The organism is Mesorhizobium sp. CO1-1-11 (genome assembly GCF_020164995.1).
GTDB lineage: Bacteria > Pseudomonadota > Alphaproteobacteria > Rhizobiales > Rhizobiaceae > Mesorhizobium > Mesorhizobium australicum.
On record NZ_JAIUHE010000001.1, the window covers coordinates 203297 to 221218 of the forward strand.

The window sequence follows — 17922 nt, forward strand, 5'->3', positions numbered from 1 at the left end:
CTAGAGGCCGTACGGGGTCACACCCAGCCCGCGTCGACGATGAACTGTTGGCTCGTGCACATCAGGCTGTCGTCGGCGGCGAGGAACAGCGCCATGCGCGCAATGTCGGATGGCTGCAGCCGGTCGGGCAGGCACTGCCGCTCCGCGATCTGGCGTTCGCCGGCGGGGTTCAGCCATAGCCGCATCTGGCGCTCTGTCATCACCCAGCCAGGCACCATGCAGTTGACGCGGATGCGCTCGGGGCCGAGTTCGCGGGCCAGCGCCCGCGTCATGCCGTAGACAGCGGCTTTCGCGGTGACATAGGCAGGGCAGTCGGGATCGCCGACCATCCAGGTAATGGAACCGAAATTGATGATCGAGCCGCCGCCCAGCGAGCCCATCTGCGGACGCACCGCCTGGGCGGCGAAGAACTGGTGGCGCAGATTGACCGCCATGCGGTCGTCCCAATAGGCCACCGTGACGTCCTTGGTCTGGTGGCGGTCGTCATTGCCGGCATTGTTGCACAGCACCTGGATCGGGCCGTTGTGCCGCATCGCCTCGACGGTCGCCGCCTGCAGCTGCTCGACATTGCGCAGGTCGCAGGGAATGAATAGCGGCGCGGCATGCCCTTCGGCCGCGATCGCATCGACCAGGCGCCGTGAAGGCTCCTCGGCCAGATCCACGAAGGCGACGCGGCTGCCTTGCGCGCAGAAATGGCGCACCAGGCTTTCGCCGATGCCGCTGCCGCCGCCGGTTATGAACACGCTGCGGCCCTTCAGGCTGGGGTAGGTCGCGTAGCTGCCGATCTGATCCGTCACCGCGCGCCTCTCTAATGGGAATGCCGGGGAATGCCGGCATCGCGCCGACCGACGAGAAAGTCGAAGTCGCAGCCCTTGTCGGCCTGCAGCACGCGCTCGACATAGAGGCTCTGGTAGCCACCCTGCGGCGGCTCCGGTGGCTTCCAGTCACGGCGGCGGATCGCCAGTTCCTCGTCCGAAACCAAAAGCTCGAGACGGCGGCCGGCGACGTCGAGCTCGATGAGATCGCCGTCGCGCACCAGGGCCAGCACACCACCGGCCGCGGCCTCCGGCGCCACATGCAGCACCACCGTGCCGTAGGCGGTACCGCTCATGCGCGCGTCCGAAATGCGCACCATGTCGGAAACGCCTTCTCTGAGCAGCTTGGCTGGCAGCGGCATGTTGCCGACCTCGGCCATCCCGGGATAACCGCGCGGTCCGCAATTCTTCAGCACCATCACCGAGGAGGCGTCGATATCCAGCTCCGGATCGTCGATGCGGGCATGGTAATGCTCGATGTTCTCGAAAACGACCGCCTTGCCGCGATGCTGCATCAGTTCGGGCGTTGCCGCGGACGGCTTGATGACCGCTCCGTTGGGCGCCAGATTGCCACGCAGGATCGAGATGCCGCCCTCCTTGGTCAGCGGCTCGCGCAGCGGCCGTATGACCTCACGGTTGTAGTTGGGCGCGCCGTCGATCAGTTCACCGATGGTCTTGGCGCTGACGGTCATGGCGTCGCGATGAAGAAGCCCCACTTCATCAAGCGACGCCATGACCGCAGCTAGCCCCCCGGCATAGTAGAAATCTTCCATCAGGAACCGGCCCGACGGCATCAGGTCGACAATGGTTGGCACGCCGCGGCCAAGGCGGTCCCAGTCATCGAGGCCCAGATCGACACCGACCCGGTTGGCGATGGCGATCAGATGCAGCACCGCATTGGTCGAGCCGCCGATCGCGCCATTGACGCGAATGGCATTCTCGAAGGCTTGCCTGGTAAGGATCTTTGCAATCGTCACGTCGCGGTGGACAAGATCGACGATCTGCCGTCCGGCCAACTGGGCAAGCACGCTTCGGCGCGAATCCACCGCCGGGATCGCGGCGTTGTCGGGCATGCCGATGCCGAGCGCCTCCACCATGCTGGCCATGGTCGAGGCGGTGCCCATCGTCATGCAGCTGCCGGCCGACCGGCTCTGGCCCTGCTCGGCGGCAAGGAAGTCGGCGACCGGCATGCGGCCGGCCTTGACCTCCTCGGCGAATTTCCAGACATGCGTGCCCGAGCCGATATCCTGTCCGCGGAACTTGCCGTTCAGCATCGGCCCACCGGAGACGGCGATGGTTGGCAGGTTGCACGAGGCAGCCCCCATCAAGAGCGCCGGCGTGGTCTTGTCGCAACCGACAAGCAGGATGACGCCGTCGATCGGATTGCCGCGGATGGATTCCTCGACATCCATGCTCGCCAGGTTGCGAAACAGCATGGCGGTGGGGCGCATGTTGCTCTCGCCCAGCGACATCACGGGAAATTCGAACGGCAGGCCGCCGGCCTCATAGACGCCGCGCTTGACGTGATCGGCGAGCGCCCGCAGATGCGCATTGCAGGGGGTCAGTTCCGACCACGTGTTGCAGATGCCGATCACCGGGCGGCCGTCGAAAGCGTCAGCGGGAATGCCCTGGTTCTTCATCCAGCTGCGGTGCATGAAAGCGTTCTTGCCTTCACCGCCGAACCAGGCTTCCGACCGCAATTTGCGTTTGGTCTCGGTCACGATTGCAGGCCCCGCTCGTTGCGGCGTTTGTTGCGGTTCTCGACGCTGCGGCGCACGTCATCCTCGGCATTGTCGATAAGCACCAGCAATGCCTTTTGCGCGCCGGCGGCGTCGCCGTCGGCAATCTTCTCGGCGACTTCCCGGTGCAGCGGCAAGGAATGGCGCTGCCCTTCCGGATTGTCGTTGGAGAGGCGAAAGCTCATTACCAATGCGGTCTCGACCAGTGCGGCCAGCGAGGCGATCAGCTCGTTGCCGGTCATGCGCAATATGGTCTGGTGGAACACCAGATCGGGCTTGGCGAAGCGGTCTCCGTCATCGCTCAGTGCTTCCATTTCAGCCAGCGCTGCATGGATCTCGGCGATCTGAGCCGGCGTCGCACGCTGCGCGGCAAGGGCCGCCGACATCGGCTCGATGGCGCGGCGTAGTTCAAACAGCGCCCGCACATCCTCCGCACTGACACCGCCGGTATAGCGCCAGGACAGGACGTCGGGGTCGAGGAAATTCCAGTCGGCGCGAGGACGCACCCGCGTGCCGGTCTTCGGCCTGGATTCGACCAGCCCCTTGCCCGCCAGCACCTTGATCGCCTCGCGCAGCACGGTGCGGCTGACCCCCAGCATCTCGCTGGAATCGTCGGCATTAGGCAGCGCCTCACCGGGCAGGAAGTCGCCCTGCACGATGCGCAGCCCGATCTGCTCGACGACGGTGGCGTGCAGCGCGGTGGAACCGCTGGAAACCGCGACCGCGACTCGTGACGTGCGGGCCGTGCTGAATGATTTTCTATTCTTCATACTATTCATATGATATGTCTTATAGGCGTGGGGATTGGAGTCAAGGGATTGGGGGAGTGCCGATGACAAAGAATTTCGCTGTGGCCGTCGCGCAGTACACGGGACTGGTCTCGATCAGCGACGGCATCGCGACGGTCGAAATTGCTCCCGCCGCTGGTGGAGCGCTGGCGTCGTATCGATGGTGGCGGGATGGTTCGGCCGTGGATTGGCTGCGTGCGGCTCACCCAGCGGCGATCGGCCGTGGCGATGCCGGCGCCATGGCCTGCTTTCCGCTCGTGCCCTATTCCAACCGCATAAGGAATGGCCGCTTTGAATTCGCGGGGCGCCCCATTCAATTGCCGACGGCCCCGGACGATCCACATCATGAGCACGGCCATGGCTGGCGTCACCCGTGGGCCGTCGTGAGCCATGAAGCGAGCATGATCGTCCTGCGCTATCGCCACGCCGCCGATTCCTGGCCATGGAGCTACGAAGCCGAGCAAGTGATCTCGCTGGCCGAAGGCAGGCTTCGCATGACCATTACCATGCGCAACCTGTCGGACGCGCCGATGCCGGTTGGCCTCGGTCTCCATCCTTACTTCCCGTCGACACCGTGGACGCATGTCCAGGCACGGGTATCAGGCATGTGGGAAACCGATGCGGAGGTGCTGCCCATCCGGCATGTCCCGCCGCCCGTGGGGGCCGATCCATCCATCGGCTTTGACGTATCGGAAGTGGACTTCGACACGGTCTTCACCGGATGGGCGCGCCGCGCCCGGATTACCTGGCCCGAACACGGACGGCAGCTGGACATCGAGGCATCGGCGCCGCTCGACTTCCTCGTCCTCTACACGCCGCCGGGCGAACCGTTCTTTTGCGCCGAGCCGGTCAGCAACATTACCGATGCTTTCAACCGGATGGGCGACAAGGAGATCGACACCGGCTGCATTGTGCTGGCCCCTGGCCAGAAACAATCCGCAAGCGTCCGCTTCATACCCTCGCTGGCTGTTTGATCTTCGCCGCGACTTGCCCGACGCGAGGCCAGGTCAGAACGGATAGTGCTGGCCCGGGTCCTCGATCGTCACGCAACGCAAATCGGTGAATTCGGCGATCGAGGCCTTGCCGCCGAAGCGACCATAGCCGGAGCCCTTGACGCCGCCGCCGACGCGCAGCGCGGTCTGGAGTTGCGCCGCACCAACGGGCGCCCTGGTCCTGGTGCCGCAGCCATGACTGTCGGGATCAGCCGGTTGCGCCGGCATAGATGTCGAGAACGTCCGTCACGCCTGCGATGAGGAGTTCCCTGGCCTTTGGCGCGACGGATCCGCTCGCTACCGCGCTGTCGAGGTGGCCGAGATACTGGCTGATCAGGGGTGAGGGGATGTCGCGCTCGCCCAGCGCCTGCATCAGCGCGTTCACGGCCTGCCGCGCCGCCGGCGCAGGCCAGTAGTAGCGGATACGATCGCTGTAGGAAAAATGCCGCTCGATCCGCTGCTCGGCCTCGGAGCCGTGATAGTAATTCTTCCAATTGCCGGACGCCGCCAGCATGACGCGCTCCATGGCCGCCGGCAGGCTTTCCCGCGATGGATCGGGAACCAGAATGTCGGCGATGTGGCTCAGGCCGTAGAGGGCTTCCCGCAGCGCGAAGGTCAGCCAGGGCCCGACCTTGAGTATGGCAAAACCATCGTCGACCAGCGCGCTCAACGCCGCAGCGGGCTGGTAGTCGGTCGAGTGGGCCTCGAAGACGAATTGCGGCAGGTCTCGCAGCGTGCCGGCAAGCGCCCGGGCGCGTTCCGGCCGGTAGGTGATGACCTCGGCATTGCCGAATTCGACGCCCGGCTGCACGACGACGCCGATCGCCCGCGAGAAAGCCTGGTCGAGGCCGCGCCGGCTAAAGGCATCGTGGTGGATGCGAACCGTCTCACCCGCAGCCTCCGGTGTCGTCACCGCCAGATGGTCCATGGCCTCCTGTGCGCCGCCCGGCACCGGCACTTCCGTGCCGATGACATAGACAGGCCTGGTGCCGCCTGTTCGTTCAACCGCGGCCTCCGCCACCTCGGCCAGTTCGGCGGCGCGCGCGGCGATGGTGGCGTCGGGCGGTGCCGCGCCTTCGCCGGCGCAGCCCATGCTGGCGTCCAGGTGGATCTTGGTGAAGCCGGCCTGGGCATAGGCATCCACCATGCGTGCGGCTTTTTCCATCGCCTCGGGCGCCGGCAGGTGCTTCCAAGGATTGGGGCCCAGATGATCGCCGCCGAGCACCAGCCTGTCCAGGGGAAAGCCGGCCTTTCCGGCGATCGTCTCGACGAAGCGGCGGAAATCGCGCGGTGTCATGCCGGTATAGCCGCCCTCGTGGTTGACCTGGTTGCAGGTGGCCTCGATCAGCACATCGGCGCCGCGCGCCTTGCCGTGGCGCAGCGCCGCTTCGACGACCAGCGGATGGGCCGAGCAGATCGAGGTGATGCCACAGCGTTCGCCGGCCGCACGGCGCGTGGCGATGCCAGCCAGTCGATCGGTCGCCTGGCTCATGCCGGTGCTCCGGTCCGGGCGGTCTCGATGAACGCCTCAACGGTGGCGAGCGAGGCGATACCCTCCATCGGTCCCTTCTTCGTCACCGCCAGCGCGCCGCAGCCATTGGCTATTCGCAGTGCCCTTTCCGGTGCCTCTCCACGCAGCCAGAAGGAGACGAAGGCCGCGGTAAAGCAGTCTCCGGCGCCGGTCGGATCGATTTCCTCGACGACGAAGCCGGGTGAGGCTGTGCGCCCCGACTGGTCGTAGTGGACGGCGCCCTGCGCGCCCTTCTTGACGACGATAGTGGAGATGCCGCGGTCCAGCATTTCGCGTACCGCACTTTCCTCGTCGTTTGCCTCGGCGAAGGTGAAGAGTTCCGGCCCGCTCGGCAGGAACACGTCGGTCTTTGACAACACGAAGAGCAAGGCGTCGCGCATGCCCGGTAGATCGAGCATCTCCTTGCGGATGTTGGGGTCGAAAGAGACCGTGCCGCCGCGCATCTTGACGGCTTCGATCCCGTTGCGGGCAATTTCGATCACCTCGGGCGAGAACAGCGATGTCCCCATGACGTGAAAATGGTCGGCGCCGGCCAGCAGCGCGCGCGCTTCCGCGCCCATCTCGATCAGGCCGGCGGCACTCTGCTTGATGTTGTAGACGAAGTGCCGGCTGCCATCGCTCTCATAGGTGACGAAGGCGGTTCCGGTCGCGGCACCCTGATGGACGGTGATGGCCGAGATGTCGGCGCCGTCGGCACGCAGGCGCTCGATGTTCAAATGGCCGAAATCGTCGTCGCCCACTGCCGCGATCAGCCCCGCCGGCTGGCCGAGCCGCGCCGCCTGATCGACGAAGATGGCGGGAGCGCCCGAGGGAAACGGACCGACCAGCGGGCCGGGAGCGCGAAAACTCTGGCCGATCCGCTCGGCCATGATCTCGACCAGGATCTCGCCGGCACAAACCAGTTTCTTCATGTCCTCACCATCTGCCGGACGGACGGCCTCCGCTTGGCCAGAAATTCCTTTATCCGTGCATGTTCAAAACCTAAATTGTCGTTTTCGGAGCGTCAATAAATAATTTGACGTGCGCAATGCTTCTGCGTTGTACTGGAAACCGTGGAAATTTGACTGAATAAGTTGGCTCAAGCAATGCTGCCTCACCGCGACGATCGCAAGACTGATTCTGGCCAGAGCGTTAAGGCTGGCATCGAGGATAAGGGGCCTGAAATATAGATGGCGGAAAAGACCCACCGGACGATGGATGATTTCGCCAGGGCGTCCGGCGTTTCGCGGCCGACCCTGTCGAAGTATTTCGACGATCCGGCCAGCGTGAAGCCGGCGACCCGGGCGCGCATCGAGGCGGCGCTTAGTTCGTCCGACTATCAGCCGAATGTTTTTGCCCGCAACCTCAACCGCAAGCGCACCCGCAATGTCGGCATCGTCGTACCGGCGATCACCGATCCGTTCTACGCCGAGATGGTCAGCCGCATCGAACGGCGCTGTCGCGACGAAGGGTTTTGGCCGATCGTCATCTCCTCGCACGGTTCGCCGAAACTGGAGGCGGAATCGGTCAGGACGCTGATGTCGCTGAAGGTCGCGGGTGCTATCGTCGCGCCCTTGGGCTTGGTCTCCGAACCCGGCGTCTTCGAACGGATGAGCGAGGACATCCCGATCGTCTATTTCGACACCTATATCGAAGGCGACACGCCATTCGTCGGGAATGACAACCACCAGAGCACCTCGACCATCGTCGATTATCTCTGCCGGTCCGGCGAACCGCCTGTCTATGTCGACATCCCGCACGTCAACCACAATTCGGGCGAACGCCTGCAGAGCTATATCGACGCGATGCAGGCCGCGGGCCTGGAGCCCACCGTTCTCAAGGCGGCGGGCGACTATAGCTGGGACTTCGAGCGCATCGGCCACGAATGGATGGACAGGACGCTGGAGAGAGGCGGCCTGCCGGCCCGCACGCTGCTCTGCGCCAATGATCGTCTCGCCTTCGGTGTGATGGCGGCCGCCTTTTCGCGCGGGCTGAAGATCGGCCGCCGCGCCGATTGCGATTTTCGCGTCGCCGCCCACGATGATCATCCGTTGAGCCGCTACACCTGTCCCGCGCTGACCACCATGGCACAGGACTTCGCCGCCATGGCCGGCCGCAGCGTCGAGATCCTGCTGGCGTTGCTGGACGAGGCCGATCCGTCCGGCCATGATCTGGCGCGCAACGTCAAGCTTGGCGCCACCCTGGTGATGCGTCAGTCGGCCTGAGTGATCGGCTCCGGCGTCTGCAGGCGGAGCCAGGCCGCCGCCTCGCTTACCGTTTGCCGCGCGGCCAGGATGTGGCGGCCCATCGAGACGAAGCCGTGGATCTGACCCGGCCAGTGTCGCAACGCCAGCGGCACTCCGTCGGCGCGCAGGCGCTCGGCATAGGCCGTGCCTTCGTCGGCAAGGATGTCGTGGCCGGCGATCACGACGAAGGCCGACGGTGCGCCGGCGAGGCTGGAGGCCAGCAGCGGCGATACGCGCCAGTCCGCGATATCATCGGGCGTTCGCACATAGTGGTCGCGGAACCAGGCCATGGTGGCGGCGGTGAGTCCGAAGCCTTCGCCGAAACGCCGGTAGCTGTCCGCCGTCTGGCGGGCATCGGTGTTGGGATAGATCAGGATCTGGGCGGCGAGCGGCGGCGCCAGCCTGTCGCGGGCGAGCAATGCCAGCACGGCGGCAAGGTTGCCGCCGGCACTGTCGCCAGCGACGGCAATACGGGTAGGGTCGATGCCGAGTTCTCCAGCGGCCATGAAGCGCAGCGCTGCCGCGCAATCCTCGAGCCCGGCGGGAAACTTGTGCTCCGGCGCCAGCCGGTAATCGGGACAGACGACGACGGCGTTGCCGAGATTGGCCAGCCAGCGGCAGATATCGTCATGCGAGGAGAGATTGCCGATCACCCAGCCGCCACCATGCAGATAGAGCACGGCGCGCGCCCCCGTCCGCGGCGCGCCGATACCGCGATGGATGCGGATCGTCACCGGGCCGTTCGGCCCGTCGATCTGCTGCTGCTCGGTTGCCGCGACCGGCTCGTGCTCGCCCTGCAGCGTCGGGAACGAAGCGTTGTACGTGGCCCGCGCCGCCGCGACGCTGTCATTCTCGAAGGGTTCGCCGCCGGCGGCACGGCCGATTTCCAGGGCACGCAGCGCATCTGGGTCGAGCGTCATCGTCATCTCCGTCAAAGCAATTCCAGGAAAAGTGTGCAGCGGTTTTCCGTCCGGATTGCGTGAAACAAGGAACGCTTAGGCGAGCAGGCCGCGCGCCTCGTCTTCGCCAAGCAGGGCCGGCTGGACGACGTCACCTGCTATGGCGACCGGACTTTTCGTCTCGCCCGAATGCAGGATCGCTTCCATGATCTCCAGCACATGCAGCGCCAGATTGCCGGAAGCGCGGGGCGTCGCGCCTGTCTGCAGCGAACGCACCAGGTCGGCGACGCCGAGCATGCGGTAGTTGGCGCGGTCGGGCGCCGCGTAAGGCCAGTTGCAGGCGCCGTAGAGTTCGCCTTCGCTGGCGAAATCCTTCCAGTCGGCGCCGCGTTCCGACAGCGACACCGTGCCGCCGAACGTATCCGGGTCGGGCAGCCGCAGCGAGCCTTCCGTGCCGTGCAGTTCGATCGGATGATTGGAATGCCTGAAGACATCCCATGACGCGCCGAAAGTGACGGTCGCGCCGGAGCGGAATTCGAGCAGCGACAGCACACTGGTCGGCGTGCCGACCTTGAATTTGGTGTTCTTGAACGGCCCTTCGGCCGTGATCAGGCGTTCCTCTTGGCCGCGTGTCACCATCGCCATGACGCGTGCGACCGGGCCGAGCAGATTGACCAGCATGGTCAGATAATAGGGACCCATGTCGAACACCGGGCCGCCGCCCGGCTGATAATAGAATTGCGGGTTGGGGTGCCAGTGCTCCATGCCGCGCCCCATCATGAAGGCGGTGCCGGTGACAGGGCGGCCGATGGCGCCCTCGTCCATCAGGCGGCGCGCTTTGCGTCCGGCTGCGCCAAGGAAAGTGTCCGGAGCCGAGCCGAGCAGCAGGCCGCGTTTGGCCGCCTCCGCCACCAGGCGGCGGCCGTCGCCGGCCGAGGTTGCGAGCGGTTTTTCAGTGAAGACATGCTTTCCCGCCGAAAGGGCGGAGAATGAAATATCGAAATGCGCCGCCGGAATGGTCAGGTTGAGGACGAGGTCGATCTCGGGATCGGCCAGCAGCGCATCGACGTCAAGGGGCCGGATACCGTATTCCTTGGCTCGCAGCGCCGCCATCTCGGCTGAAATATCGGCGCAGGCGCGCAATTCGATGCCGCCGAAAAGCGCGGCATTGCGCAGGTACGTCATCGAGATGTTGCCGCATCCGATGACACCGATGCCGAGTTTGGCTTGTGAGTTTGCCTGCATTCTGTCGTACCTCCCAATGCGATCACGTCTGCCCGATCGTCGCGACGGTGCCGGATCGGGCTCGAAATGGCTATACAACGTCTCAAATATTGACGCGCGTAAAATTTTTATAGAACATGCGGAAATGCTGGTGCGGTGTCGGGAGGCTGCTGGCCCTGGGAGGAGAAAATGACGGACATGAAAACCAGCCGATCGCGGGCGCCAAAGCCCGTGGGTCATTCGGCCTCGGATATTTCGAGGGCGGCCAAGGGATCGCGACGGGTTCAGGCATAGATCACCATGGCCCCGATCCTATCAAGCTGGCTGCGTATTGGACCGGGCAGGCCATCGTCCGTGATCACAGCGAAAAGGCATTGGAGGTCCCGCTGACGCCCTTGCTCGAATCCGCATGACCCAGGCTCGGTCAAATAGGATGTCCCTCCCAAGGAGACTGACGGTCCGTGTGTTGCAATGGATGATTGGACCCTGTCTGCTGGCGGGCGATATCGCCGCGCCTCTGCCGTTGTCACCGTTCCGCTGATTGCACTCGTGCCGTTCTTCCATCACCGAAGGGCTGACGCAGGGCGGCATCAAGGAATGGGCGGGATCAAGGAATGAAAGGATGAACGTGGAAGACCTCAAAGTCGGCTGCCAGACCTTCACCTGGGAAATGCTGGGAGACCGGTTCACCGGCGGCCCCGACGATCTGTTGAAGGCGATCGCCGATGGTGGCTATGCCGGCATCGAGATCACCGACACCATGATCGGCCACTATGCCGGCAAACCCACCGAGTTCGCCGCCGCGCTGAAGTCGTCCGGTCTGGCGCTCGTTTCCTTCGCCTTCGGCTCCAGGAGCGGCTTCACGCTAAAGGACGGGATCGGCACCGATCTCGAAACCGCCAGGCGCTGGATCGATTTCGTGGCAAACTTTCCCGATGCGCTGGTGTCGATGGGCTCGGCCACCGTCGTCTCCGACGGGCCACGCCACGACAAATTCGCTGTCGCGGCCGAGGTTTACAACAAGGCCGGCGAACTCGGCCGCAAGGCGGGTGTCCAGGTGGCGGTGCATCCGAGTTCGCACCACAACACGCTGCTGTTCGACCGCGCCGATTACGACGCGATTTTTGCCTTGCTCGACCCCGATCTGGTCGGCTGGGTGCCGGATACCGGTCACATCCTGCGCGGTCACAGGGACATGGCCGACACGCTCACCACCTACCGCGACCGCATCCGCTACATCCACCTCAAGGACGTCGATGCCGACGGCACCTGGGCGATGCTGGGCCAAGGCGTCTGCGACACGCCTAAAGTCATCGAGATCGCCGGTACCGCGCCGAACTTCAACGGCTGGCTGGTGCTGGAAGAAGAATCCGACACCGCCGCCACCGATCCGGCCGGCGCGGTCAAGACCAACCGCCGGACGATGCGCGGCTACGGGGCCTGAGACGATGATCAAGAAACAGGACAGACGCCTCAGGGTCGGTGTGCTCGGCTGCGGCCCGATCGCCCAGTTCGCGCATCTGGAATCCTGCGTCAAGGCCGGCAATGCCGACCTTTACGCCATCTGCGATGCGGCACCCGATTTGCTCGCCCGGATGGACGCCACCTATGAACCAAAGAAGATGTATGCCGACTATGACGCCATGCTCGCCGATCCCGAGCTCGAAGCGGTCATCGTCGCCACGTCGGATGCCTATCACGTGCCGATGTCGATCAAGGCGCTCGATGCCGGCAAGCATGTTCTCTGCGAAAAGCCGATCGGCACCTCGGTCGAGGAAGGCGAGGCGCTGGCCGAGGCGGTGAAACGCTCCGGCAAGGTGCTGCAGGTCGGCCACATGAAGCGCTTCGATCCGGCGCTGGAGGCCGCCCGCGACTTCGTCCGCGACGAGATGGGCGAGGTTCTGGCACTGAAGGCCTGGTATTGCGATTCCACCCACCGCTACACCAACACCGACGCCGTGCAGCCGCTGCCCGTCACCAGCAAGCTCGCGAAAAAGCCCGGCGGAAATCCCAAGGCTGATCTCAGGCAATATTTCATGCTGGCGCACGGATCGCATCTGGTTGACACCGCCCGCTTCCTCTGTGGCGACATCGTTGCCGTGCGCGCCCGCCTCAACGAGCGCTTCGGCGCCTATTGCTGGTTCGTCGAAACCGAATTCGCCAGCGGCGCGCTTGGCCATCTCGACCTCACCGTGGCCGTGCGCATGGACTGGCACGAAGGGTTTCAGCTCTATGGCGAGAACGGCTCCGTCATCGCCAGGACCTTCAACCCCTGGTATTTCCGCGCCAGCGAGGTCGACATCTTCCATGAGAAGGACGCGACCTCGCGAAAACCGCTTGGCGCCGACGGCCACTTCTTCCGCCGCCAGCTCGAGGGCCTTGCCGACACCGTGCTCACCGGCGCGCCGATGCGCGGCGCCAATGTCGGGGACGGCATCGCGTCGATCCGCGCCATGGTGGCGATTGCGCGCTCTGTGGAGACTGGCGAGCGGATCGAGCTTGCCTCGGTTTCGGGTGCGGTCTGATGCGCCTCGGCATCTTCGCCAAGACATTTGCGGGCACCGACCCGGCCACCGTGCTGGCTGCCGTGAAGCAGGCCGGCTACGAGACGACGCAGTTCAATCTCGCCTGCGCCGGCCTGCCGTCGATGCCGGATGCCGTACCGGCGAATGCCGTCGCCGCCATTGGTGCCGCCGCGCGATCGTCAGGCGTTTCGCTGGCCGCGCTGTCGGGCACCTACAACATGGCGCATCCTGACAAGGCTGCGCGCGACGACGGGCTGAGGCGCCTGGCGGTGGTCATCGACACTGCAGCCAAGCTCGACATCCCACTGGTGACGCTCTGCACCGGCTCGCGCAATGCAGCCGACCAATGGGCATACCATCCCGACAATGCCGATCCGTCGGCCTGGTTCGACATGGCCGTCGAAATGGCGAAGGCACTGGCGCTGGCCGAGGAGGCCGGCATCGATCTCGGTATCGAGCCCGAGCAGGCCAACATCGTCACCTCGGCCATGAATGCGACCCGGCTGATCGCCGAGATGGGTTCGAAGCATCTGAAGATCGTGCTCGACCCCGCCAACCTGTTCGAGCATGCAAAGCCCGATGAAGCGAGAGCCATCGTCGCCGCCGCGATCGATGAGGCCGCTGGCCACATCGCCATGGCGCACGCCAAGGATCGTTTTGCCGACGGCCGCTTCGCCACATCAGGCCAGGGTGTCGTCGACTTCCCGGATTTCGTCGCGCGGCTGAAGGGGGTGGGTTTCGATGGCGCGCTCGTCACCCACGGCTTGTCCGCCGACGAGGCTCCTGGCGTCGCAATCTTCCTGCGGGGGCTGCTCTGATGGGTGCCGCGCCGACGATCATGCTGCGCGACGACGCTGCGCTCCACGTCTTCGACACGGGGCAGGGGCTTCCCATCGTCTTCCAGCATGGCCTCGGCGGCGATGCCGCGCAGGTGGCGCTGAACTTTCCCGACAGTCCGCCGCGCCGCCGGCTGACTGTGGAATGCCGCGCGCAGGGCGGCTCAGGTGCCGGCGGCAAGCGTCCGTTTTCGGTCGGGATGTTCGCCAACGATGTGCTCGCCGCTGCCGATGCAGCTGGCATTGAGCGCTTCGTTGCCGGTGGCATCTCGATGGGCGCCGCCATTGCACTGCACCTGGCGGCCCGCCACCCGGCTCGCGTCACCGCTCTTGTGCTGGTGCGCCCGGCCTGGACCTTCGACGCGGCCCCGCAAAACATGCGCCCTTACGTCGAAGTGGCGGAACTCATCCGCGACCACCCGCTGGAAGAGGCGCGCGACATCTTCGCGGCTTCGGCAACGGCGGCCCGCTTTCGCAGCGAGGCGCCGGACAATCTCGCCTCGCTGCTCGGTTTCTTCGCCCGCGAAAACGCGGTTGTCTTTGCCGAGGTGATGCAGGCGATCGCAAATGATGGGCCGGGCGTGACGCGGGCCATGGCGACCGGCCTCGCAATCCCGACGCTTGTCATCGGCAGCGGCATCGACCTCGTCCATCCCTTGGCGACCGCCCGCGAACTGGCTGAGACCATCCCCGGCGCCGCCTTCACCGAGGTGACGCCGAAAGCCGCCGACAAGGATCGCCATTTCACCGAAATCCGCGCCGCCATCGGCGGCTTTCTCGATAGAAATTTCAACAACCAGGACCAATCATGATCTCGAAACCTTTGTCAGGCCCGGCCGCCATCGCCGCATTGCCGCGCGACCGTCTGATCGCCGAATTCTCATCGTGGTCGGCCAATCTCGCCAATTTCGAGAGCGACTTGCAGCGCATCGAACCCTATGTCGATGTGCACCACATCGACGTCGCGGACGGCCATTTCGCGCCGTCCTTCCTGTTCTTCCCCGATCTCGTCGCCCGTATCGCCAAACTGACGGCCAGGCCCGTCCACGTCCATCTGATGGTCGACCAAGCAATCGTCGAAGAACAGACGCGCCAGTTCATCGAGGCCGGCGCCGACATGATCAGCGTCCATGCCGAGAACGGCGAGGCGGGTCTGCGCGCGGTGCGGCTGGCGCATGAACTCGGCGCCGAGGCCGGCGTCGTGCTGAGGCTGGAGACCCCTGTAGAGGCGATGAAGCCTTTCGTCTCCGAAGTGGCGTTCGTCACGCTTCTTGGAACCGCGATCGGCGTCAAGGGCCAGGGCCTGTCGGAGAAGGCCTGTGACAGGCTGGGCGAAGCCCGCGCCATCCTGAGGAACGCTGGTCGTGAGTCGGCCGTGGTGCTCGCCGCCGATGGCGGCATCCGCCACGAAACCGTGCCGTTGCTGCGCGCCGCCGGCGCCGAAACCGTGGTGCTCGGTTCGCTCGCTTTCGGCGACAAGGATCTCGCCAGCCGCATCGGCTGGCTGCATGGTCTGAAGGTCGCGGCCTGATGAGCATTGAAGTCGCCCTCGCGATCGATCTTGGCGGTACCGAGCTTCGTGCCGCCCTGGTCGACCGTGACGGCAAGATCCTGGCCTTCGCGGCTGTGCCGACGCAGGCGCAGGCCGGCCCCGACGTGGTGATCGGCCAGATCGAGGCGCTGGCCGCGACCATTCATGCCGCAGCGCCGGGGCTGTCGATCCTCGGCGTCGGCGTCGGCGCGCCGGGCCCGCTCGATCCGCTGGCCGGCATCGCCGTCGGACCGCCGACGCTGGCCGGCTGGCAGGACGTGCCGCTGGCCGACATCCTCGAGCGGCGGCTCGGCCTGCCGGTGCGGCTGGAGAACGACGCCAATGCGGCAGCGCTCGGCGAATGGCGCTTCGGCGCCGGCCACGGTGCGCGCTCCCTGGTCTTCGTCACCGTCTCGACCGGGATCGGCGGTGGCGTCGTCGCCGACGGACGCATCCTGCACGGCCGTCGCGGTCTTGCTGCGGAGATCGGCCACATGACCATCACCAACGAAGGCGAGCGCTGCGTGTGCGGCGTCGTCGGCTGCTTCGAGGCGATCGCTTCGGGAACCGCGCTCGGCCGCCGCGCCAATGCCGCAACGTCTCCTTTGGACGGTTCGACGCTGCGCCGCCTCTCGGCCAACGCCGAGGTCACGGGTCGCCACGTGGTCGAGGCCGCAGCGCTGCAGGACGACCTCGCTCTGGCTCTGCTCGAGGAGGAGGCGCGCTGGCTGGGCGTCGGCTTCACCAACCTTTTGCACCTCTATTCGCCCGACGTGCTGGTCGTTGGCGGCGGCATCGCCAATGGCCTCGACCTGATGGCGCCCGTCATCGGGGCGACCATCCGCCAGCGCGCCATGCGCGCCTATCGCGACGTGCCGGTCGTCCAGGCCCGGCTCGGCCGCCATGCCGGGCTGGTCGGCGCGGCCAGCCTCGTCCTGTTCGATGATTTGGGCACGTTGGCGGCTCCCATTCCCGTCGGCCCAAGCACATATCCGGACACGCGGAGGGACTTCAAGGGCTGAGCTCAAGCTGGCGCGGTCCTGTCTTGCTGCAAGCCGGTCTGTCGCGCTGCGACTCTTTCGCGGCCGTTGGCAAGGCCCTGCCACCGCTGCGCAAAGCCGTCTGATAGCGATGACATATGACCATGGCCGCAAGCGGCGTGCTTGCGGCCATTGTCCGTCGTATGAAACCGTGGATCACTCGGCGGGAACGATGTCCGCCGGCAGGCTGTCGTCGGCGGTCCCAGCCAGCGCTCTCGCCAGCTTGGCCTCGTCGAGTTCGCCTTCCCAGCGCGCCACGACCAGCGTCGCCACCGCATTGCCGACGAAGTTGGTCAGCGCCCGGCATTCCGACATGAAGCGGTCGACGCCGAGGATCAGCGCCATGCCGGCGACCGGCACCGAGGGAACCACCGAAAGCGTGGCGGCCAGGGTGATGAAGCCTGCCCCGGTGATGCCGGCGGCACCCTTGGACGACAGCATCGCCACCAGCAAAAGCAGGATCTGGTCTGATATCGACAGATGGATGTTCGTCGCCTGGGCAATGAACAGGGCGGCAAGCGTCATGTAGATGTTGGTGCCGTCGAGATTGAAGGAATAGCCGGTCGGGATGACCAGTCCGACCACCGAGCGCTTGGCGCCGGCCTTCTCCATCTTCTCCATCAGCGAGGGCAGGGCCGCTTCCGACGACGAGGTGCCGAGCACCAGCAGCAGCTCCTCCTTGATGTAGCGGATCAGCGACAGGATCGAGAAGCCGTTGTAGCGGCAGACGGCACCGAGCACGACGAACACGAACAGGAACGAGGTCGCGTAGAAGGTTCCGACCAGCATTGCGAGGTTGATCACCGAGCCGATGCCGTATTTGCCGATGGTGAAGGCCATCGCACCGAACGCGCCGATCGGGGCTGCCTTCATCAGCACGCTGACCAGCTTGAACATCGGCGCCATCAGCGCCTGCAGGAAATTGAGCACCGGCGTGCCCTTGTCGCCGACCAGCGCCAGCGCGATGCCGAACAGGACCGAGAAGAACAGCACCTGCAGGATGTCGCCGTCTGCGAAGGCGCCGACGATCGTGCCGGGAATGATGTTCATCAGGAAGCCGGTGACCGACTGGTCATGTGCCTTGGCGGCGTAAGTGTTGACCGTCGAGGCGTCGAGCGTCGCCGGGTCGATGTTGAAGCCGGCGCCCGGTTGCACGACATTGGCCACGATCAGGCCGATGATCAGCGCCAGTGTCGAGAAGGTGAGGAAGTACAGCATCGCCTTGCCGGCGACGCGTCCGACCTTTTGCAGGTCGCTCATGCCGGCGATGCCGGTTGCCACCGTCAGGAAGATGACCGGAGCGATGATCATCTTGACCAGCTTGATGAAGGCGTCGCCCAATGGCTTCATGCTCTCGCCGATCGACGGATAATAGTGGCCGAGCAGGATGCCCACGGTGATCGCCACCAGCACCTGCACGTAGAGCTGGGCATAGAGGGGCTTGCGCTGCGCGGCGGGCGCGGCGGATTGGTCTGCGATATGCATCGAACTCTCCCTGGCCGGATGGACGGAACCCGCCCTGCGTGACTTCTCCCATCGCGGCGTTCCGGTCGCCCGCCGCTGCAAGGACTTTTGCAAGCGCTGTGCCAGATGCCGGATAGACCGGAATCCCTGGATTCAGCCGTTTCTGCCTTGCCTTTGACAGAGGGTTGTGCGGATTTCCGCACAAGCCTTGTTTGCCAGGGCGGAATTTCGCATTAGACTGGGGCAAAGCCGGGGAGCAAAGGGAGAGGGCCGACGCCACAACAGCGCATCGATAGCGGATCCCCGGGGTTTG

The 17922-nt window shown here is 65.3% G+C and carries 17 protein-coding genes; 8 read left to right on the plus strand and 9 right to left on the minus strand.

Annotation, left to right across the window (positions count from 1 at the left end):
- Positions 1-17: 17 nt before the first annotated feature.
- From LB554_RS01030 to LB554_RS01040, 3 genes are read right to left on the minus strand one after another with little or no spacing between them, the layout of a single operon-like run.
- Positions 18-797, minus strand: a complete 780-nt coding sequence (locus LB554_RS01030; protein ID WP_140724504.1) for an SDR family NAD(P)-dependent oxidoreductase — start codon at positions 795-797, stop codon at positions 18-20.
- A gap of 11 nt (positions 798-808) precedes the next feature.
- Entirely contained in the window at positions 809-2536 is a 1728-nt protein-coding gene (locus LB554_RS01035; protein WP_224582764.1) for an IlvD/Edd family dehydratase, read from the minus strand.
- The gene (locus LB554_RS01040) at positions 2533-3333 is read right to left on the minus strand and encodes a FadR/GntR family transcriptional regulator (RefSeq protein WP_224582765.1); all 801 of its coding nucleotides are present in this window, start codon (positions 3331-3333) and stop codon (positions 2533-2535) included. Before LB554_RS01040 ends, LB554_RS01035 begins: the two co-directional genes overlap by 4 nt.
- Positions 3334-3404: 71 nt before the next feature.
- Here LB554_RS01040 and LB554_RS01045 point away from each other — a divergent pair, with 71 nt between their 5' ends.
- Positions 3405-4316 (plus strand): aldose 1-epimerase, encoded by a 912-nt coding sequence (locus LB554_RS01045; RefSeq protein WP_224582767.1) that lies wholly within the window; start codon positions 3405-3407, stop codon positions 4314-4316.
- Positions 4317-4349: 33 nt separating this feature from the next.
- On the opposite strand, the gene LB554_RS01050 is transcribed toward LB554_RS01045, so the two are convergent.
- From LB554_RS01050 to LB554_RS01060, 3 genes are read right to left on the minus strand one after another with little or no spacing between them, the layout of a single operon-like run.
- A complete protein-coding gene (locus LB554_RS01050) occupies positions 4350-4562 on the minus strand; it encodes a hypothetical protein (protein ID WP_224524045.1) in 213 nt (70 codons plus the stop codon).
- On the minus strand, positions 4543-5826 hold the full coding sequence (locus LB554_RS01055; protein ID WP_224582769.1) for a D-tagatose-bisphosphate aldolase, class II, non-catalytic subunit: 1284 nt from the start codon (positions 5824-5826) through the stop codon (positions 4543-4545). The genes LB554_RS01050 and LB554_RS01055 overlap by 20 nt, the downstream gene beginning before the upstream one ends.
- Entirely contained in the window at positions 5823-6776 is a 954-nt protein-coding gene (locus LB554_RS01060; protein WP_224582770.1) for a sugar kinase, read from the minus strand. Before LB554_RS01060 ends, LB554_RS01055 begins: the two co-directional genes overlap by 4 nt.
- Positions 6777-7034: 258 nt before the next feature.
- Between LB554_RS01060 and LB554_RS01065 the strand changes: the two genes are divergently transcribed.
- Positions 7035-8069: a LacI family DNA-binding transcriptional regulator gene (locus LB554_RS01065; protein WP_224582771.1), complete on the plus strand. Its 1035-nt coding sequence runs from the start codon at positions 7035-7037 to the stop codon at positions 8067-8069.
- Here the strand turns inward: LB554_RS01065 and LB554_RS01070 are convergent.
- On the minus strand, positions 8057-9010 hold the full coding sequence (locus LB554_RS01070) for an alpha/beta hydrolase (protein ID WP_015319004.1): 954 nt from the start codon (positions 9008-9010) through the stop codon (positions 8057-8059). The genes LB554_RS01065 and LB554_RS01070 overlap by 13 nt on opposite strands.
- A gap of 75 nt (positions 9011-9085) precedes the next feature.
- Positions 9086-10234: a Gfo/Idh/MocA family protein gene (locus tag LB554_RS01075; protein ID WP_140661536.1), complete on the minus strand. Its 1149-nt coding sequence runs from the start codon at positions 10232-10234 to the stop codon at positions 9086-9088.
- A gap of 601 nt (positions 10235-10835) precedes the next feature.
- Here LB554_RS01075 and LB554_RS01080 point away from each other — a divergent pair.
- The 6 genes from LB554_RS01080 to LB554_RS01105 are packed head-to-tail and all read left to right on the plus strand — an operon-like array spanning position 10836 to position 16127.
- Complete coding sequence (locus LB554_RS01080) at positions 10836-11657, plus strand: sugar phosphate isomerase/epimerase family protein (protein ID WP_224523744.1); 822 nt, start codon at positions 10836-10838, stop codon at positions 11655-11657.
- Between the two features lie 4 nt (positions 11658-11661).
- Positions 11662-12738, plus strand: coding sequence for a Gfo/Idh/MocA family protein (locus LB554_RS01085; protein WP_224523742.1), 1077 nt, complete (start codon positions 11662-11664; stop codon positions 12736-12738).
- On the plus strand, positions 12738-13556 hold the full coding sequence (locus tag LB554_RS01090) for a sugar phosphate isomerase/epimerase family protein (protein ID WP_224582772.1): 819 nt from the start codon (positions 12738-12740) through the stop codon (positions 13554-13556). Before LB554_RS01085 ends, LB554_RS01090 begins: the two co-directional genes overlap by 1 nt.
- Positions 13556-14386 carry an alpha/beta fold hydrolase gene (locus LB554_RS01095; protein ID WP_224582773.1) on the plus strand — a complete coding sequence of 277 codons (831 nt, stop codon included), beginning with the start codon at positions 13556-13558 and terminating at the stop codon, positions 14384-14386. The genes LB554_RS01090 and LB554_RS01095 overlap by 1 nt, the downstream gene beginning before the upstream one ends.
- A complete protein-coding gene (locus LB554_RS01100) occupies positions 14383-15105 on the plus strand; it encodes a ribulose-phosphate 3-epimerase (RefSeq protein WP_224582774.1) in 723 nt (240 codons plus the stop codon). The genes LB554_RS01095 and LB554_RS01100 overlap by 4 nt, the downstream gene beginning before the upstream one ends.
- Positions 15105-16127, plus strand: coding sequence for an ROK family protein (locus LB554_RS01105; RefSeq protein WP_224582775.1), 1023 nt, complete (start codon positions 15105-15107; stop codon positions 16125-16127). Before LB554_RS01100 ends, LB554_RS01105 begins: the two co-directional genes overlap by 1 nt.
- A 174-nt stretch (positions 16128-16301) precedes the next feature.
- Here LB554_RS01105 and LB554_RS01110 read toward each other — a convergent pair whose 3' ends face one another.
- A complete protein-coding gene (locus LB554_RS01110) occupies positions 16302-17630 on the minus strand; it encodes a dicarboxylate/amino acid:cation symporter (RefSeq protein ID WP_224582776.1) in 1329 nt (442 codons plus the stop codon).
- Between the last annotated feature and the right edge of the window lie 292 nt (positions 17631-17922).